The following is a 19,814-nucleotide window of genomic DNA, read 5'->3' as shown; positions in this document are numbered from 1 at the left end:
TCAAACGAACGAAATCAGCTACAAGTTAACATATTAATCATGACTTCTTATCACTATTAATATGCCTTCAGAAAATGAAAAAGTACCATAATCACTAATAAGTTCATTACTAATACATAGCGTTGACCCAAGTGAAATATGACGGTTCTTCAATGGAAATTTAAAGCCTTCAAGGGTAAGATTGGAAACATTTAGCGTTAAAGGAACAAAAGAAATATATTTTTCATAAGGACTTTTTTCAACTTTATAGGTCCCGGGTTCTTTTAGAAAGACAATATTTTGGCGGTCAATTAAAAAGATTTCAGCTGTGTTCTTTACTTTTGAAGAATTCAGCAAAAGGTGAACATTAGCAAACAAATGATCGAGTCTGCCCCCGGTTGCTCCAAACAAGCGGATTATTTTAGGATTCTGATCTATTGCCCAATTGAGGGCCAGCTCCATATCCGTTTCATCCTTTTCAGGTTTATAGCGCTTCAATTCTGTTACTTCACCTTCAATGAATGTTAATTCTTCTTGCGAAACAGAATCGAAATCCCCAAAAGCAATCACTGGCTTTATGTCTCTTTTTAACAGATGAAAGACCCCGCGATCCACTCCCACCCAGACAGCATTTTCAGCAAAATCAGTCAACTTAGGTAAAAGGTCTTCAGGACCACCGGCGAGAATATTGATAATCAAAACACTCTTCCCCTTTACAATAGGCAAAAAAAGCCGGGCAATTATGCCGACTTTCTTTTCACTAACCTCTTATTAACGATATGGCATTTGCGTAATTCGTTTGATTATAAATCGCTGAGCCTGCGACCAGTACCGTCGCACCAGCTTCCATGCACAGTTTTGCCGTTTCCGGATTGACGCCGCCATCAATTTCAATTTCCAGAGCTACCCCTTTTTGGTTCGCCAATTCTTTCACTTTTCTTATTTTTGGAAGAACCTCAGGAATGAATTTTTGGCCGCCAAACCCGGGATTGACTGACATTAATAACACCATATCAATCTCCCCAATGATGTGTTGAATCGAGTCTACTGGTGTAGCTGGATTTAACACCACACCCGCCTTGATTCCATACGATTTAATATTTTGGATGGTACGATGAAGATGTCGGCACGCCTCGACATGAACGGTAATATAATCAGCCCCGGCCTTGACAAACGCTTCAATATATTGATCAGGGTTTTCAATCATCAAGTGCACATCCAGCGGCAGCTTTGTTATCGGGCGAATGGCTTCCACAATCAGTGGTCCAATCGTGATATTTGGGACAAAGTGACCATCCATGACATCAATATGAATGTAATCTGCTCCCCCTCTCTCCACTGCTAAAATTTCTTCCCCCAATTTTGAAAAATCGGCTGAAAGAATCGAAGGTGCTATTTTCACCATGCTTAATACCTCGGCTTTCTATCTTTTATTTCCTGGAGGAAATCCACATAATGCTGGTAACGATAGTCTGGGATTTCCCCCGATTCAACGGATTGTTTGACACCGCATTTTGGCTCACTTATATGGAAGCAGCCACGGAATTTACAATTCTCGCTCGCCTTCTGTAATTCTGGAAAGCAGGATGTCAATGCCTCCGCTTCAATACCGGTGAATTCTAATGAGCTGAATCCTGGTGTATCGGCAATTAGTCCGTTACCAATCTTAATGAGCTCAACATGTCTTGTCGTATGCTTCCCGCGGCCTAGATGGGAGGAAATATCATCTGTTTTAAGTTCAAGATCAGGCCGAAGAACATTAAGCAATGAAGACTTCCCGACACCCGATTGGCCGGCAAACACAGAAATTTTATTTTCCACATGCGGATATAACTGTTCTATTCCTCCTTCTGTTTCGGAAGAAGTGAGAATTACTTCATATCCAGCCGCTTTATACTGCTCCTTATGGGCTTCCAACCTCTGCTTTTGCTCATTGTTCGTAAGGTCCATCTTGGTGATACAAATTAATGGTTCGATATGATTAAATTCAACCAAAACCAAAAAACGATCGAGCAGCACGGTACTGAAATCCGGCTCAACAGCAGAAAAAACCAGTATCGCTTGGTCTACATTAGCAATAGGCGGTCGGAACAATTCATTTCTGCGTTCTTTCACTTCCATAATGTACCCTTCCAAGTTATTTTCGGCTTGGAAAACTACCTCATCACCAACAAGAGGGGTAATATTATTTTTTCTAAATACCCCTCGTCCACGGCATTGGATTAATTCCCCGTCAACAAGAACATAATAAAAGCCGCTTAAAGCTTTGATAATTTTTCCTTCAGGCATAGCCACACTCCCTGCCTATTCATTTTCTCAAAGGCTTAATTTACCCTAAAGATACTCTTTATTGTCAGCCATTCTTTATGCATAGCATGGAATGGCTTTGCTCATTCCACATCATCGTAATTGATTACTTCTTGGGCAATGACCGTGCTGTCACGAATAACTCTGTAGCCTGCTTTCTTTCCGAATGGAATAAGAAGTTCAATTGGAATTTTTTTAGTCTCCGTTATTTCAAATGTCTCAGCAGGTTCTGTCATACTATGGTTCATATCCTCAATATAGATAAGAACCTCCTGTTTTTGACCGGGCTCTCCTGTTACATCTGGGACATATTCAATCGTTATATCTTTGACAAATCTTTTTGGCGGTTTATCTTCTTTTCCCTTTGAAATAACGACTGTCACCTTGTCTCCCTTTTTCAATTCAGCCCCCTGCTTCGGTGATTGGGAAATTACCATGCCGGCAGGGATTTCTTCATCGTATTTTTCTTGTGTGGAATCTAAGGTCAGCCCTACCATTGAAACGTAATCCTGAGCACCTTTTAAGCTATATTGTGTTAAGTCCTTTAAGACAATTTTTTCTGGCCCTTTACTGACAACAAACTCTAAGACTGTATCCTCGGGAACGACCTCTTCACCGCCAGGTGGATTTTGACTAATAATTGTCCCTGGCTCACTGTCATCGTTCTGGTCAGTTTTCTTAATATCTTTAAAATTTCTATTCTCGAGTAAGCGGATTACATCCTCGTAGAGGCGCCCCTCATAATCTGATAGTTCATACTTTTCTTTTCCAGAACTAATATATAAATCAACTTTCCCATTTTCTTTTACGGTACTGCCAATTTCGGGGTCTGTCTTAATGACCTTGCCTTTCTCCACTTTATTATCGGTTATCTCGATTTTTTTCCCTGCCATTAGTCCTGTTAGTTCTAGCTTGGAAATCGCATCAACTTCATCCATTCCACTTACATCAGGAATTTTAATATCCTTTGGAGACAATAATCCAGGTAAAAAAACAACTGATAATACACCAAGAATGACGAGTGCAAAGAATGTCGATATTAACACAATTGGCCACTTTTTTCGTTTTTTATTACTTTTTTTGGCCTTTTTTGCTGCTTTCTTATTGGCTGGCCCTATTTTATCAGTACTATGAACTAATGTTTCATCGAAATTTTTAAGAGGACGCTCATCGGTTATTACTGGGATTGCCTTCGTTGCTTCATTATCAATCGGAATAACAAACTTGGGTTCATTCATTCTCTCTGGATCAAGGGCCGTCCTTAAATCCTCCTCCATTTCATCGACACTATTATAACGATGAAACGAGTCCTTTGCTGTTGCTTTTAAGACAATATTCTCGACGCTTTGCGGTATGTTTGGATTCCATCTTCTGACAGAAGGTGTTTCCGATTGGAGATGCTTCAAGGCAATAGAAACAGCTGATTCCCCAGAAAACGGAAGTCTGCCTGTTAAAATTTCAAACATGACAATCCCAAGTGAATAAATATCGGATTTTCGATTGGCCATTCCGCCACGGGCTTGTTCTGGCGATAAATAATGGACGGAACCTAATACAGAATTCGTTTGAGTGATACTTGTAGCACTCAAAGCCATTGCAATTCCAAAATCAGTAATTTTCACATTACCATTACCATCAATTAATATATTATGCGGCTTTATATCCCGATGAATAATATGATTATGATGAGCATTTGAAATAGCCGAAGTTAATTGCATCATAATATCTAGTGCTTCATCTACCCTTAATGATGAATGCTGTTGTATGTATTGCTTTAAGGTTTGCCCATGCACATATTCCATGACAATATAGTATAGGGAATCCTCTTCACCAACATCATAAATACTTACGATATTGGGATGGGCAAGACTAGTAGCGGATTGTGCTTCTCTATGAAAGCGTCGAATGAATTCCTCATCATTGGCAAAATCGAGGCGCAGCATTTTTACGGCAACATCTCTGTCCAAAATCATATCATGCGCTAAATAAACATTTGCCATCCCGCCTCCGCCAATCATTTCAAGAACTTTATAGCGGCCGCTTATTCTTTTCCCAATAATCACTTATCATCACCCAATTCAATTTCATCAACAAACTCTAATATAATCAGGGTGATGTTGTCTTCTCCACCATTTTCGTTTGCGATGTTAACAAATGATGAAGCCTTTTGTTCCAGCGAATCTTCATTTTGAAGAATTTGAACCATTACATTGTCGCTAACTTTATTTGACAATCCATCAGAGCAAAGAAGGAGAAAATCCCCTTCTTCGAACATGATTGTTTTGATATCAATTTTCACGTCTTTTTCTGTTCCCAATGCCCTTAAGATCCAGTTTTTCCTAGGGTGATGCTCTGCATCTTCTTTTGTGATTTGTCCAGTTCGGACTAATTCATTGACGAGCGTATGATCTTCAGTTAGCTGCTTAAATCCAGAATCATTTAAGATGTAACAACGACTGTCGCCTACATGGGCAATAGTTGTAAAATGATCTGTAGCAATCACTGCCTCAATGGTAGTACCCATTCCTTCACATTCCTGATTGCTTTTGGAATGTTCAAACAATAATCGATTCACCTGGAGAACATGGGTTTTCAGCCATGCTCCGGCTTGATCAGCGGTTTGAATCCCTTCAGATTGCTCCCACATTTTTTGTAAATGTGATAATGTCATTTGACTGGCCACATCACCGGCTCGGTGACCACCCATTCCATCTGCTACAATGGCTAGAAGATGTCCATCTTGATTTACAAAAGTCCCCCCGCTATCTTCATTATTCTGGCGAACTTTACCTTGGTCCGTTTTAAAAACAGCCTTCACTTTTGTCACCTCGTCTCCTCTTTTCGCTCCTTTGCTCGAAGCTGCCCGCATGCTGCATCTATATCTGACCCCTGCTCACGGCGAATGGTTACATTAATTCCTCGATTTTTTAGTGTTTTTTCAAATGCAAAAATTTTATCTCTAGGTGTTCGAACATAGTCTCTTTCAGGGACATAATTAACTGGAATAAGATTCACATGGCACTTAATATCCTTTAAGAGGGCTGCTAATTCTTCCGCATGCTCAGTGGAATCGTTTACCCCGCCAAAAAGACCATATTCAAAGCTTATCCGGCGACCTGTCTTATCGATATAATACCTTACTGCTTTCATTAAGTCATCAAGTTTATATGCTTTGTTAATCGGCATTAACCTTGACCGTAATTCTGTATTCGGGGCATGGAGGGAAATAGCAAAGTTGATTTGCATTTTTTCATCAGCGAACTGATAGATTTTTGGAACAATTCCACTTGTTGAGACGGTGATATGCCGTGCCCCAATATTAAGTGCTTTGTCATGATTAATAATTTTTAAAAATGACATCATATTATCGTAGTTATCAAACGGCTCACCAATCCCCATGATTACCACGGAATCAACCCGCTCGTCTGTTTCATCAAGTACCTGTTGTACTTTGACAACCTGTGCAACAATCTCGCCTGCTTCTAAATGCCTTTTTAAGCCACCAAGTGTTGAGGCACAGAAGGTACAGCCAATCCGGCAGCCAACCTGCGTCGTTACACAGACGGAATTTCCATAATCATGGCGCATGAGGACGGTTTCGATTGAATAGCCATCATGTAATTCAAACAGAAACTTTATCGTTCCGTCAGCAGATGTTTGTTGAATAGCAGTATTTAGGGTTGTCAGTTGAAAATGTTCGTCAAGTTTATCTCGCAAGCTTTTTGCAACATTGCTCATATCTTCAAATGCGGTTATTCGCTTTTTATAAAGCCAATCGAAAATTTGCTCGGCCCGAAATGGCTTTTCCTCATTTTCAGAGAGCCAGTTTTTTAATTCGTGAAGCTCTAAAGAGTAGATAGATTTTTTCTTTATGTCCGATTTTGTGTTTGTCTCAGTTGTATTCAATTGTTCCAACTGTTACACCTTCTTTCTATTGTCTAGCTTCGGCGGCCAGCGACTAGTGTACTTCGCCCTCCTCCCTACGATAAGTCAACATCGAATCGCTTTCGCTCTCCGTGTTTCCTTTATCTCAGTCGAAGCGCTCCAGTTAGTCGTGCGCTAAATGGCCGCTTACGCTTTTCTTAATACTGCAATATAAAACCCATCAGAGCCAAAATCCTGAGGGAAAATTTGGAGGTCAAAACCATTGATGAGTGGTTGAATCGCTTCAGGCATCCGATTCTTGAATGATAAATCCGCTTCAAACTCAGGATAATTTTCCAAAAATGTCATGACCGTTTGTTCATTTTCCTCTTTATCGACAGTACATGTGCTGTAGACGAGAATACCGCCCTTTTTCACTAAGGGAGAAACGGATGTTAATAGCTTTTGCTGAATACCGCTTAACCGCTCGATATCCTTTTCTGTTTTCGTATATTTCATATCAGGTTTTCTCCTCATCACACCAAGACCGGAGCACGGTGCGTCGAGCAGTACCCGATCGAATGTTTCATCCGCAAACTTTTCCTGTAAAAGTCTAGAATCCATTGCGATGGTCTTAATCTTGTTTAACCCTAAACGGCGGGCATTATCATTGATTAATTTTACCTTGTGCTCGTGAAGATCAATCGATATCACTTCACCCGTATTGTCCATTTTTTCAGCAATATGAGTACTTTTTCCTCCTGGTGCCGCACAGGCATCGAGGACCAAGTCTTCTTGTTCACCACCTAATGCATAGGCGGCGAGCATCGAGCTTTCGTCTTGAATCGTAAACATTCCTGATTTAAAGGCAGAGGATGCGGCTAAATTCCCCTTTATCGACCTGATAGCCTCAGGAATAATTGGGCTTTTTTCAATTTGAAAGCCTTCCTCCTCTAAAAGCACTATACATTCATCTCGAGAAATTTTTGTGAGATTTACTCTTGCTGTCTGTAACGGTGCGGTTAAATTAATTTCACACATTTCTTTCGTTTTATCGAAGCCAAATTGGTTTACCCATCTAGTGACAAGCCATTCGGGATGACTAGTTTCAATCGCTAATCTAACGCTAGGATCAGAAACTTCCTCCAAGGATGGAAGCCCTTCGCGCTGAATGCTGCGGAGCACCCCGTTAACCAAACTAGCAATCCCTTTATGACCGCGTTTTTTAGCAATTTCTACCGCTTCATAAATCGCTGCTCTGTCCGGTATTCGATCAAGGTAAATCATTTGATAAAGGGTGAGTCTTAATAAATGGTGAATCCAATTCTCAAGCTTTTTACTATTTTTTATGAAGGGCTTTAAAAAATAGTCTAACGCCATTCGTCTTTGCAATGTGCCATATGTCAATTCTGTCAGTAATCCGACGTCTTTTGCAGGCAGTTCATGTTTTTCAATCGTGCTGTTAAGGAGCAAATTGCTATAGGATTGGTTTTTCTCAATGGCTACTAGTAGATCCATTGCGGTTTCACGGACATTTCTTTTTGGCGCCGTCATCTTATTCCCCCAGCTTGCTGTCTAATGTTATTTTCGAGCCAGCGCCCCGCAAAAATTGCTCACACGTCATTTTTGTTTTCCCGGAAGGCTGTACTTCTTGAAATTTAATAGCTGTCTGGTCACCAGTGCCGACCGTAATGCCATCTGATTCTATTTTTAATATAGCTCCCGGTCCTTGACTCATTAAGCCGGTAACCTTTTCTGCCCGCCATATTTTTAATATCTGGCCATCTATCGTTGTAAAGGCAACTGGCCAAGGGTTTAGCCCACGGATTTGATTATAGATTTCTTCCCCTGAATTCGACCAGATAATCTTTTCCTGTTCCCGCTTAATATTGCTTGCGAACGTTGCTTCAGCATTGTTTTGCGGTTTAGGAATAAGTTTGTCTTCCAGAAGGAACGGCAAGGTTTCGGATAACAACTTTGACCCAGCCTCACTTAACTTTACGTGCAGTGTACCCACATTGTCCTGTTCTGTGATGGGAACTTCAACACTTGTTAAAATATCACCGGCATCCAATTTCTCAACCATATACATGATCGTCACACCGGTTTTCTTTTTCCCTTGAATGATCGCGTAATGAATCGGTGCACCGCCGCGAAGTTCCGGTAATAGCGATGCATGGACATTAATACAGCCGTATTTAGGAGCTTCTAACAGCCTATTGGGTAAAATTTGCCCAAAGGCGGCCGTTACAATTAAATCTGGATTTAATGAAAGGATTTCCTCAAGCTCTTTTTCTTGACGGATTTTTTCAGGTTGAAAGACGGGGATTCCATGTTTTAATGCCTCTACCTTAACCGGCGGCGGAGTTAACACTCTTTTTCTGCCTACCGGCCGATCCGGCTGGGTTACAACCCCAATGACCTCATAGCCATCATTGATGATTTGCCTAAGGACTGGCACTGAAAAATCAGGTGTGCCCATAAAAACAATTTTCGTCATTCACTCTCTACTCCTTTTAACTCATCTTCCGTAAGATATCTCGTTACTTTTGTCGTGAATAAAATTCCGTCAAGATGATCGATTTCATGTTGAATGGCTCTGGCTAAGAAACCTTCAGCCTCGAGCGTGTACCTCCTGCCTTTACGGTCAAATGCTTCAATCTTAACAAAATTAGGCCTCGTCACTTCGCCAAATAGTTCAGGAAAACTTAAACAGCCTTCTGGTCCAGTTTGCTCGCCGAAGGATTCCAAAATTTGTGGGTTAATCATCTCGATTGTCCCCAATTCATCATCAATATCAACTATGGCCATTCTAGCGTCTAGTCCAATTTGCGGAGCAGCAAGTCCGACCCCATCATATTCAATCATTGTGTCATACATATCATCAAGCACTCTTGTAAGTTTCTTGTCAAATTTCACCACTGCCGTGCATGTTTGCTCAAGAATCTCGGCAGGGTATATTACAATTTCTCGTATCGCCAAGGACTGTTCCTCCATTTATACTGCCCTCATGATAAGAGGTGTAATTTTTTATAAATTGGTACTATTCATTTTCACCCAAAAATCAAAATGATAACCTTTTTCCAGCTTGATTCTTGGGAGATTACATTAGGATATAGGGATTTAAATCAATCGAAACCAGTAAGCCGCTTTTCGTATCTTTCTGATATTGGTCAAGAATCGTTTTCAATATTTTCGAAAGGTTCGGTTCCCGTTTGTATTTTATCAGACATTGATAGCGATATCTATTATTAATCCTTGCTACGGGTGAGGCTGCAGGTCCTAAAACGACTGCATCCTTGGAAACTTGCGAGCGGACATAATTAACAATTTTCTCTGTAGCCGAAACAACAGTCATCAATTGCTCATGACTGACTGTAATGAGTGAAAGATAATAGAATGGCGGATAATGATGAGTTTTTCGGATCATCATTTCATGTTGATAAAAGAGATCATAATCTTGGGTTCCCGCAAGTTCTACGCTATAGTGTTCAGGCGTATAGGTTTGAATAATAACCTCACCTGGCAATTGATGACGTCCGGCTCGTCCGCTTACTTGTGTTAGCAGTTGAAAAGTTTTTTCGGACGCGCGGAAATCTGGTAAATGGAGCATCGTGTCAGCGGATAGAACACCAACTAGGGTGATATTGGGAAAATCCAGTCCCTTCGCAATCATTTGCGTTCCTAATAATATATCGGCCTTGCCCTCTTGAAAATCATTTAATAGCCGTTCATGTGAACCCTTTCGGCCCGTTGTATCGACATCCATTCGAATGACCCTGGCTTCAGGGAGAATTTTCCCAAGCTCATCCTCTACCTTTTGTGTCCCTGTTCCAAAATAACGTATATACTCACTTGTGCACTCAGGGCACTGCTTTGGTACATAGCTTTCATAGCCGCAATAATGGCATTTCATTTGTTCATTCACACGGTGGTAGGTCAGCGAGATGTCGCAATTCGGGCAATTCATCACATAACCGCAGTCCCGACACATCACAAAGGATGAATGACCGCGCTTATTTAAAAATAATACCGATTGTTGTTTTTTTTCAAGGCGGTCTTTTAGCATTTCAAGTAGCTTCCGTGAAAACATCGAGCGATTGCCTTCACGAAGCTCCTCACGCATATCAATGATTTCCACGGAAGGAAGAGTTTGATTGTTCATTCGGCTTGGCAATGATAAAAGGTGGTACACCTTTTTTTGCGCCCTTGCAAAGGATTCGAGTGAGGGTGTGGCACTTCCAAGCACAACGGGACAGCTGTATGTTTTTGCCCTTGCTATTGCTACATCCCTGGCATGATAGCGCGGCATTTCCTCCTGTTTATAGCTTGTCTCATGCTCCTCATCAATGATAATAATCCCGAGATTCTCAAACGGCGCAAAAATGGCAGATCTGGCTCCCACAACCACTTTTACTTCCTTGCGTTGAATCTTACGCCACTCATCATATTTTTCGCCCGCCGATAACCCACTGTGCATTACCGCTACTAGTTCTCCAAATCTCCCTTTAAAGCGATTTACCATCTGTGGGGTAAGCGAAATTTCCGGAACTAGTACAATCGCTTCCTGACCTTTCTCAATAATCTCCTGGATCGATTGCAGGTAGATTTCAGTTTTACCGCTTCCCGTAACACCATATAGTAAAAACACCTCGTGCCGATTTGTTTCAATAGCATTTAAAATCGGCACGATGGCCGTTTGCTGTGAATTCGTTAATGGTAATGGTTTCGTTCGTTTGAAGGTTCGATGTTCAAATGGATCACGGTATACCTCCATTTCAAACTCAGTAAGGATCCCTTTTTCAACCAGGGCCTTCACTGTAGCTGCTGAGGTTTTAAGATTTGAGGTCAACTCCCTTAATTCAACAGCTTGAAAATGCTCGACAAAATAGCTTAATACTAACTTTTGCTTTTCTGCCTTTGCCGGGAAGCGTTCCACTTCTTTTTTTAATTCATCAAGGGTGACAAGCGGGCGGACAAATTTCCGCTGTTTCTTCTTAACCCTTTCTTTGACCACATAAATGACTTCAAGATGGCCCTTTGCCGCCTCTCTTTGTAAAAGGGGAACAATTCCTTTTTTTAATGCTTCTTCCCATTCAAGCATCTCCTGGTTTTCAAAAAAGCCCTGGAGCTGAATCGGTAAATCGGCAACTGCCATCCCTATAGAAAGCTTGACTTTTTTTTCATATTTCGCCTTTAATGCTGCCGGCAGCATAACCTGATAGGCGAAGATTTTAAAGCAGAGCGTATTTTCAGTCAGCCAGTCACCAAGCTCTAATAATTCCTGGTTTAAAACGGGCTTAAGATCCATGGGTTCGATGATTTCTCTTAATTTTTTAAAGGCTGATTCGGATTTCAGCTCGGTGACAAACCCTTGAATATTTCTTGGGCCAAACGGAACTATGACTCGCATTCCTGGCTGAATCGTTCCCCGCCAATCCTCCGGAATTAAATAATCAAAAGCTCGATCCGTTTGCTTTGTCGGAACGTCAACAATCACACTAGCTATTTCCATTTTTACCCATATCCTTCAGAAGAGAAGTAATTTCCTCAATAATCCTTTTTGCAACAGCACTTTTTGACATAAGTGGTAATTCGGTAACAGTTCCATTACGTTTGAAGAGGGTGACAATGTTTGTATCTGTCCCAAATCCCGCTCCAGCCGCTTTCACATTATTGGCAACAATCATATCAGCATTTTTAGTGGTTAGCTTTTTGCCTGCATATTCTTCAACCTTTTCGGTTTCAGCAGCAAAACCTATGAGCACCTGACCATTCTTCCTTTTCCCCAGTTCAAACAAAATATCCTTCGTTCTTTCCAGTTCGATGCTCGTGTCACCTGCCTGCTTTTTCACCTTATGGTCATAGCTGATTTTGGGGCGGTAATCGGCAACGGCTGCTGTTTTAATCACTACATCAGCAAGGTCAAAATAACCCATAACAGCATTGTACATTTCTTCCGCGCTCTCAACTTTTACCATATTTATCCCTGAAGGGGCGGGAAGGTGAACAGGTCCCGAAACTAAAATGACATGAGCACCCTGTTTTTTCGCCTCTTCGGCGAGAGCATACCCCATTTTCCCTGTGGAATGATTGGAAATAAAACGGACAGGATCAATTTTTTCTCTGGTCGGTCCTGCTGTAATGACCACTGTCTTCCCCGTTAGTTGTTGGACATTGTCATGCCTGAAAAATTCTTGAATCAACTCAACCATTTTCTCCGGTTCCTCCAGGCGGCCTTTACCAATATATCCGCAGGCAAGATACCCTTCCCCAGGTTCGATAAATTGATATCCATAGTCGGCCAAAATGGCAAGATTCTTTTTCACAGCGGGATGTTCGTACATATGCACATTCATCGCCGGGGCTATCCAAACAGGTGAAACGGCAGCTAGCAATGTAGTGGTAATCATATTATCGGCGATTCCATTGGCTATTTTGGCAATGGTATTAGCCGTTGCTGGCGCAACAAGAATTAAATCTGCCCAATCCGCTAAATCAATATGGGCAATCACACGCGGATTTTTTTCGTCAAAGGTATCCGTATAGACTTCATTGCGGGATAATGCCTGAAAGGTTAATGGGGTAACAAATTTCGCAGCTGAATCGCTTAAAATGACCTTCACCAGCGCACCAGCTTGGACAAGCTTACTCGTCAGCGCCGCTGCTTTATAAACAGCTATACCTCCTGTAACACATACTAATATCTTTTTATCCTTTATCATCAGTTAATCCCTCACTTTTAAAACACTAACTCTTTTTTATTATGCTAGATAGCTAGCAATTTTTCATCTTTTTCCTACTTAAAATCGACAAAAATCAACATCTATTGTAAAAGCAAAATAAAAAAGGCTGACACGTAAGGAGTTTTCCTTTATCGTCAGACCTTCTTTCACGGTTTACTTCATGTTCATTATCTTTTTGATCAGTCAGTAGCTGCTTCTGCCTGTTTGGAAATCCGATAGGTAAGCTCACCACTGTAAATTTCCTCAAGTGCTTTCCCAACATACTTATAAGAAACATACTTTGGCAGTCTCTCATCCTTTACTTGCGACATCGCACGCGCACGTTTCGCTGCAACGGAGACAAGAGAGTATTTAGAATCAATTTTTTCAAGCAATGAATCGATAGAAGGATATAACATTTTATTCAACCTCCAGTAATTTTTTATAACGATGTTCTATGCGTTCTCTGCGGCAATGTTCAGCAGTGACAATTGCTTTGACACGTTCACAGGCCCGCTCGACTTGGTCATTTTCAACGACATAATCATATAATTCCATCATTTCAATTTCTTCACGGGCAGACAACATTCGATTGTGGATAATGTCATCTGTTTCCGTTCCTCTTGTCACAATCCGGTTTTTTAATTCAGTCAGACTTGGCGGCATGAGGAAAATAAACAACCCTTCGGGAAACTTTTCACGAACCTGGCGGGCACCCTTTACTTCAATTTCTAAAAAGACATCTTTACCGGAATCCAGAGTTTCACGAACATAATCAACAGGAGTCCCGTAATAATTCCCGACAAATTCAGCGTACTCTAACAGCTTATCTTGCCCGATTAATTGTTGGAACTCTTCCTTTGACTTAAAGAAATAATCGACCCCATCTATTTCTCCGGCACGAGGTGAGCGCGTAGTCATTGAAATCGAGTATTCAAAAGCTGTATCTGGATGTGAAAATATTTCTTTTCGAACTGTTCCTTTTCCAACCCCGGATGGCCCAGAAAGTACAATCAGCAATCCTTTTTCCTGCATGTTCAAATATCCTACCCTTCATCAATAGTTTCATCACGGTCCGACAAGCGATGTGCCACTGTTTCTGGCTGTACAGCTGATAAAATTACATGGTCGCTATCCATAACAATCACTGCACGTGTACGTCTTCCGTATGTAGCGTCAATCAATGATCCCCTGTCGCGGGCATCTTGGATAATTCTCTTTATTGGTGCAGATTCAGGGCTGACAATTGAGATAATCCGATTGGCAGAAACGATATTTCCAAATCCAATATTTATTAATTTAATCGACATCGTCATCATCCAATCATCAATAATATATTTTGGCCGTGTCAAACCTTTTCTAAACAATGCTATTCAATATTTTGAACCTGTTCCTTCAACTTCTCAAGGATACTTTTTATTTCTACTACTTTCTTTGCAATGTTTGAATCATTTGCCTTTGAACCGATTGTGTTTGCTTCTCTATTCATTTCTTGAACGAGAAAGTCAAGTTTCCTCCCAATAGGTTCTTGGCTTTTTAGCGCTTCTTTGAATTGTTGGGTGTGACTTTTCAACCTTGTCATTTCTTCATTAATATCCGCTTTATCAGCAAAAACCGCTGCCTCTATTAAAATTCTTGCTTCGTCGATTTGTCCATTGACGAACTCCTGCATCCTTTTCGTTAAACGCTCTTTAAATGATTGAACAACGTGTGGTGCATACTTCTGGAGTTCAATCATCGTTGTTTCTAAATGAGCTATGGAGGTAAGCAAATCCTTTTTTAATTCTTCTCCTTCAGCCACCCGCATTTGTTTTAATAAAATAACTGCATCCTCTGCAGCGTTAAGAACTAAATTCTCAAGCTCTTCATTGCCAACTTCACTTTCTTCAATATGTAAAAGTTCACTTCGGCTTAGCAAATCCTGAAGTGTGACGGTCCCTTCAATATCGTATCTTTCCCGTGCCTGCTTAATAAATTGGTAATATTCCTCAATCAATTTCCAGTCAACATGGACTGTGCGGGTTACGACACCATCACCTTCTAAGCTTACGTACACCTCAACCCGGCCACGACGGATATGCTGGGTCAGTTTCTTTTTTATTTTATCTTCAATTTTTAAAAGCCGCCTCGGCATTCGGATATTCATTTCGCAAAAACGGTGGTTTACTGTTTTCACTTCCACATTTACAGAGAAGGAATCCGATTCTGACCTACCTCTTCCAAAGCCTGTCATACTAATAACCATCACTTGCACATCCAATCTATGAAAAATGGATCGTGAATTTTACTTTTGTAAAAAGGCAAAAGGTAATAGAGTTTTTCTATTACCTTTTGGATTATAACACACTTTATTTTGTTTTTCTTAACAAAAATGATCCCGCTAGTAAAAAAGTTGGAACAGCTGAAAGCCCGATAATCAGGAGCCAATCTTTAGCAGCGACTGGAACTGTATGAAAAATCGGCTGCAATGCTGGCAAATAAATCACCCCAACCATTAAAACGAGCGATGAAATAACAGCCCCAATAAGATATGGATTCCCAAATGGGTTTCTTGAAAGGACTGACTTTTCACTGCGGCAATCAAAAACATGAATAAGCTGGGCCATAACGAGTGTGGCAAAAGCCACCGTTTGGGCATATGGAAGTTGTGTCGGATCGTTATGGTAAACGATGATAAATGCAAGTAATGTTACAATACCAATTAAAAATCCACGGGAGACTACTTTCCAGCCTAATCCGCGTGAAAAAATACCTTCATTCGGGCTACGCGGGTTTCGCTTCATCACATCATCCTCTGGACGGTCGAGACCAAGTGCCATGGCCGGCAAGCCGTCGGTAACCAGATTTACCCACAGTATTTGAATGGGTACAAGTGGCAGCGGCAGTGCTAAAATCATGGCAAACAACATCACCAAAATTTCACCTACATTGGATGCTAATAGGTAGCGTACAAATTTGCGGATATTTTCGTAAATGTTTCTACCCTCTACAATCGCATCCTTAATTGTAGCAAAATTATCGTCTAACAAGATAAGTGCTGAAGCTTCTTTGGCGACATCTGTTCCGGTTATCCCCATCGCTACTCCAATATCTGCTGCTTTAATAGCTGGGGCATCATTCACTCCATCACCCGTCATTGCCACGATATGTCCTCTATTTTGTAATGCTTTGACAATTTTCAATTTATGCTCTGGTGAAACCCTGGCGAAAACAGCCACGTCATCGACCACATCTTCGAGCTCTTCCACCGACATATCAGCTAACCCATTCCCATCGAGCACCTTGCTTTTGTTTGTCATTATTCCTAGCTTTGAGGCAATCGCCTTTGCCGTAATCACATGGTCACCAGTTATCATCACAGTTTTAATACCCGCTTCCTTACATTCCTTTACAGCCTTTTTCACTTCAGGTCTTGGCGGGTCAATCATTCCCTGCACACCAATAAACGTTAACTTTTTCTCTGCTTCTTGTTCGCTTAGGATGATGGTATTAGCCGGGATTGGCTTAAAGGCAATCGCAATGGTTCTAAGCGCCTGTGCAGCAAGATTATCAATTGAATCCTGAACCTTAATTTGCGTCTCTTTATTTAAAAGTTGTGTCCGTCCATCCCAAAGAACCGATTCACTTTTACCTAAAATAACATCCGGTGCACCTTTTGTGATAATAAAGTGCCGGCCTTGTTTGTCCTTTACATGAATACTCATCATTTTTCGGGCAGAATCGAAAGGAAATTCATTGATGATGGTGAATTCAGTTAGCAATTTTTGACGATTAAAGCCTGCTTTCATCGCACTTACCAGCAGTGCCCCTTCGGTGGGATCGCCATCAAGAATGAAATCATCTTCCTTTTTGACCAAATCCGAATGATTACATAACATTCCGAAAATCAGCATTTGCTGTAATGCTTTCTCATCTTTAAGGTGAACATTACGGTCATTTTGGTAAAAGTGACCCTGCGGCTGATACCCTACCCCGTCGACTGTCCACGTATTTCCCCCGCTCCATAAATGGGTAACGGTCATTTTGTTTTGTGTCATCGTCCCTGTTTTATCAGAACATATGACCGACGCACAGCCTAGGGTTTCAACTGCCGGCAGCTTCCTGACAATCGCATTTTTTTTGATCATTTTTTGAACACCGAGTGATAATGCTACGGTCACAATCGCCGGCAGTCCTTCTGGGATGGCTGCCACTGCAAGGGAAACACCCGCTAAAAACATCTCATATATCTCGTGTCCCCGTAAAATACCGACCACAACCACAAGTACTGTCAACAGCAATGCAACGGTTATTAAAATTTTCCCCAACTGTTCTAAACGGCGCTGCAATGGTGTGTCTTGCGCCTGGGCATTTTGGAGTAAATCGGCAATTTGCCCCATGGCTGTTTTCATCCCGGTCGCAATGACAACCCCATGACCGCTTCCCCTCGTAATCATCGTGCCCATAAAGGCGATATTCTCCATATCGCCAATTCCCGGGTTGGGATTTGTTAGGCAGTCGATATGCTTTGAAACAGGAACAGACTCACCAGTAAGGGCCGACTCTTCTATTTCTAAACTTTTGGATTCAATCACACGGACATCAGCACCAATCCTGTCGCCGCTGACAAACTTGAGGATATCTCCGATGACAATTTCTTTCGAAGGAACCTTAATCCATTTACCGTCTCTGAGTACTGCTACATGGGGCGCGGACAATTCCTTTAACGCTGCCAGCGATTTTTCTGCCCGCCGTTCCTGATAAAACCCAAGGATACCATTAATAATAACGATCGCAATAATGGCAATCGCATCGATATATTCGCCAAGCAAGCCGGAAATCAAGGTAGCGGCTAAGAGTACTAAGACCATAAAATCTTTAAATTGACTAAAAAATAAGAGTAAAGCTGATTGCTTTTCTCCTTCGTCCAATTCATTATGCCCATGCTCAGCAATGCGTTTCTTTACTTCTTCCTGTGATAATCCAGAAGAAAAGTCGGTTTCTAAGGCCTTTTCTACTTGTTCTATCTTCATTTCATGGAATTTCATCCGACCATCTCACTTCCCCCTTAATTGTAAGAGACTCGCTCTAAGGAAAGCTTATTCAGGGTCGTCCAAAAAAATGCTATGATTAAGTGAAACTTCCAAAGTTGAAGGGTAAAATAAGACAGGGATTAATTAAGTAAGCTATAATTAATATATATGTATGTAGAAAAGGATGTTTTCCATGTCATTTGATGGTTTATTTACAAAAGCAATGGTCGATGAGCTTGTTCGTTCCCTTAAGGGCGGACGGATAAACAAGGTTCATCAACCTTATAAAAATGAGGTAATTCTCACCATTCGTGCAAACGGGGTAAATCAAAAGCTATTATTATCAGCACACCCAAGCTACGCAAGGGTTCAGCTCACCAATGAAGCCTATGATAATCCAAGTGAACCGCCGATGTTCTGTATGCTGCTCAGAAAGCATATCGAGGGCTATATATTAGAGGATTTATATCAGGTAGAAACAGACCGGATGATCATTTTTGAAATTAAAGGCAGAAATGAAATCGGCGATATTAGCTATAAACAGCTGATCATTGAAATTATGGGCAGACATAGCAATATTATTATCGTTGATAAAACGCGCAATGTTATTCTTGATAGCATCAAGCATATCTCCTTTGCCGTAAATAGCTTTAGAGCCATTTTGCCGGGGCAGCCATACGTATTTCCTCCTGCGCAAAACAAGCAATATCCATTCATGGCTTCGGAAGAGGACGTTTTACGAAGTGTCGATTTTAATGGCGGCAAGCTAGACCGGCAGCTAGTCGAGCATTTTGCAGGTACCTCGCCGCTTTTCGCAAAGGAAGTTATTTTCCAAAGCGGCCTTGCCAATCGAACGACCGTACCAGAGACGTTTATTCGTTTGATTAAAAAGGTGGAATCAGGGGATATTTCTCCTGCCATCATCTCATCAGGCGGCAAGGACGCTTATTATCTTTTCCCGCTCGAGCATTTAAAGGGAGAAATAAAGACCTTCTCTACGATTAGTGAAATGCTTGACCGCTATTATTTTGGCAAGGCGGAACGCGACCGGGTGAAACAGCAAGGAAATGACATTGAACGATTTATTGGGAATGAAAAGGAAAAAAATGAAAAGAAAATTTCGAAGCTTGAGGACACGTTAAAAGAAGCAGAGCGAGCTGATCAATATCAGCGTTTTGGTGAGCTGTTAACCGCCAATATTTATGCAGCAAAAAAGGGAATGAAGGAAATCGAAGTTCTCAACTATTATGATGAATTAGGCGGAACGATTACGATTCCACTGGATCCTAGGAAAACGCCATCTGAAAATGCCCAAAAATATTTCTCCAAATACCAAAAGGCAAAAAATGCGGTTGCTGTTGTCGTTGAGCAAATTGATCTCGCCTTGGCTGAGGTAGCTTACTTTGATAATTTACAGCAGCAAGTACAGGCGGCCTCACCGAAGGATATTCAAGAGATTCGCGAGGAGCTAGTCGAGGGCGGTTATATTCGCGAACGCCAGAAACGGAAAGTAAAGAAGCTTCAAAATGCAAAACCGGTTTTGGATCACTTTATTGCTACAGATGGGACCGAGATCATCGTCGGAAAAAATAATAAGCAAAATGATTATTTAACCAATAAGCTTGCGGCAAGGGATGAAATTTGGTTCCATACGAAGGATATTCCGGGATCCCACGTCGTAATTCGCAGCAAAGAACCAGCAGATGAAACCATTCGGGAGGCAGCTGTTTTGGCTGCATATTATAGTAAAGCACGGAACTCTAGCTCCGTACCAGTTGATTTCACGAAAGTTCGTCATGTTAAAAAACCTAGCGGCGCCAAGCCGGGATTTGTGATTTATGACAATCAGCAGACGGTTTATGTTACGCCGGATGAAGAATTGGTACTAATGTTGAAGAAAAATTAGTAAAAGAGGATGCCTACATTC

Annotated in this window: 17 protein-coding genes; 1 reads left to right on the top strand and 16 read right to left on the bottom strand. The window is 41.3% G+C overall.

Annotated features, from left to right (window positions below; genetic code table 11):
• Window positions 1-33 precede the first annotated feature (33 nt).
• The 16 genes from BSO02S_RS14505 to BSO02S_RS14430 all read right to left on the bottom strand — a co-directional run bounded on the left by BSO02S_RS14505 (window position 34) and on the right by BSO02S_RS14430 (window position 17,902).
• A complete protein-coding gene (locus BSO02S_RS14505) occupies window positions 34-678 on the bottom strand; it encodes a thiamine diphosphokinase (protein WP_066068527.1) in 645 nt (214 codons plus the stop codon).
• A gap of 61 nt (window positions 679-739) precedes the next feature.
• Window positions 740-1,384: a ribulose-phosphate 3-epimerase gene (gene rpe, locus BSO02S_RS14500; RefSeq protein ID WP_066068524.1), complete on the bottom strand. Its 645-nt coding sequence runs from the start codon at window positions 1,382-1,384 to the stop codon at window positions 740-742.
• Window positions 1,385-1,386: 2 nt separating this feature from the next.
• On the bottom strand, window positions 1,387-2,268 hold the full coding sequence (gene rsgA / locus BSO02S_RS14495; protein ID WP_066068521.1) for a ribosome small subunit-dependent GTPase A: 882 nt from the start codon (window positions 2,266-2,268) through the stop codon (window positions 1,387-1,389).
• Window positions 2,269-2,369: 101 nt separating this feature from the next.
• Window positions 2,370-4,349 carry a Stk1 family PASTA domain-containing Ser/Thr kinase gene (pknB, locus tag BSO02S_RS14490; protein ID WP_066068518.1) on the bottom strand — a complete coding sequence of 660 codons (1,980 nt, stop codon included), beginning with the start codon at window positions 4,347-4,349 and terminating at the stop codon, window positions 2,370-2,372.
• Complete coding sequence (locus BSO02S_RS14485; protein WP_066068782.1) at window positions 4,346-5,104, bottom strand: Stp1/IreP family PP2C-type Ser/Thr phosphatase; 759 nt, start codon at window positions 5,102-5,104, stop codon at window positions 4,346-4,348. The genes pknB and BSO02S_RS14485 overlap by 4 nt, the downstream gene beginning before the upstream one ends.
• A gap of 5 nt (window positions 5,105-5,109) precedes the next feature.
• On the bottom strand, window positions 5,110-6,201 hold the full coding sequence (gene rlmN, locus BSO02S_RS14480) for a dual-specificity RNA methyltransferase RlmN (RefSeq protein WP_066068516.1): 1,092 nt from the start codon (window positions 6,199-6,201) through the stop codon (window positions 5,110-5,112).
• Window positions 6,202-6,357: 156 nt separating this feature from the next.
• Window positions 6,358-7,704 (bottom strand): 16S rRNA (cytosine(967)-C(5))-methyltransferase RsmB, encoded by a 1,347-nt coding sequence (gene rsmB, locus BSO02S_RS14475; protein ID WP_066068514.1) that lies wholly within the window; start codon window positions 7,702-7,704, stop codon window positions 6,358-6,360.
• Between the two features lies 1 nt (window position 7,705).
• Complete coding sequence (fmt, locus tag BSO02S_RS14470) at window positions 7,706-8,650, bottom strand: methionyl-tRNA formyltransferase (RefSeq protein ID WP_066068511.1); 945 nt, start codon at window positions 8,648-8,650, stop codon at window positions 7,706-7,708.
• Entirely contained in the window at window positions 8,647-9,132 is a 486-nt protein-coding gene (def, locus tag BSO02S_RS14465; protein ID WP_066068508.1) for a peptide deformylase, read from the bottom strand. The genes fmt and def overlap by 4 nt, the downstream gene beginning before the upstream one ends.
• Window positions 9,133-9,253: 121 nt before the next feature.
• Window positions 9,254-11,665, bottom strand: coding sequence for a primosomal protein N' (priA, locus tag BSO02S_RS14460; RefSeq protein ID WP_066068506.1), 2,412 nt, complete (start codon window positions 11,663-11,665; stop codon window positions 9,254-9,256).
• A complete protein-coding gene (coaBC, locus tag BSO02S_RS14455; protein WP_066068504.1) occupies window positions 11,652-12,875 on the bottom strand; it encodes a bifunctional phosphopantothenoylcysteine decarboxylase/phosphopantothenate--cysteine ligase CoaBC in 1,224 nt (407 codons plus the stop codon). Before coaBC ends, priA begins: the two co-directional genes overlap by 14 nt.
• A gap of 200 nt (window positions 12,876-13,075) precedes the next feature.
• The gene (rpoZ, locus tag BSO02S_RS14450; RefSeq protein ID WP_066068501.1) at window positions 13,076-13,294 is read right to left on the bottom strand and encodes a DNA-directed RNA polymerase subunit omega; all 219 of its coding nucleotides are present in this window, start codon (window positions 13,292-13,294) and stop codon (window positions 13,076-13,078) included.
• A 1-nt stretch (window position 13,295) separates the two neighbouring features.
• Window positions 13,296-13,910 (bottom strand): guanylate kinase, encoded by a 615-nt coding sequence (gmk, locus tag BSO02S_RS14445; protein WP_066068496.1) that lies wholly within the window; start codon window positions 13,908-13,910, stop codon window positions 13,296-13,298.
• A gap of 11 nt (window positions 13,911-13,921) precedes the next feature.
• Window positions 13,922-14,185 carry an extracellular matrix/biofilm regulator RemA gene (remA, locus tag BSO02S_RS14440; protein WP_066068779.1) on the bottom strand — a complete coding sequence of 88 codons (264 nt, stop codon included), beginning with the start codon at window positions 14,183-14,185 and terminating at the stop codon, window positions 13,922-13,924.
• A gap of 59 nt (window positions 14,186-14,244) precedes the next feature.
• On the bottom strand, window positions 14,245-15,120 hold the full coding sequence (locus BSO02S_RS14435) for a YicC/YloC family endoribonuclease (RefSeq protein WP_066068494.1): 876 nt from the start codon (window positions 15,118-15,120) through the stop codon (window positions 14,245-14,247).
• 103 nt (window positions 15,121-15,223) lie between these two features.
• On the bottom strand, window positions 15,224-17,902 hold the full coding sequence (locus tag BSO02S_RS14430) for a calcium-translocating P-type ATPase, SERCA-type (RefSeq protein ID WP_066068491.1): 2,679 nt from the start codon (window positions 17,900-17,902) through the stop codon (window positions 15,224-15,226).
• 178 nt (window positions 17,903-18,080) lie between these two features.
• Here BSO02S_RS14430 and BSO02S_RS14425 point away from each other — a divergent pair, with 178 nt between their 5' ends.
• On the top strand, window positions 18,081-19,793 hold the full coding sequence (locus BSO02S_RS14425; RefSeq protein ID WP_066068489.1) for an Rqc2 family fibronectin-binding protein: 1,713 nt from the start codon (window positions 18,081-18,083) through the stop codon (window positions 19,791-19,793).
• Window positions 19,794-19,814: the final 21 nt, after the last annotated feature.

Origin of the sequence: Neobacillus soli NBRC 102451, from assembly GCF_001591665.1 — a bacterium.
In the GTDB taxonomy this organism is placed as follows: domain Bacteria; phylum Bacillota; class Bacilli; order Bacillales; family Cytobacillaceae; genus Neobacillus; species Neobacillus soli.
The sequence above is the reverse complement of the archived record's forward strand: the minus strand, read 5'-3'. Positions and strand labels throughout refer to the sequence as shown.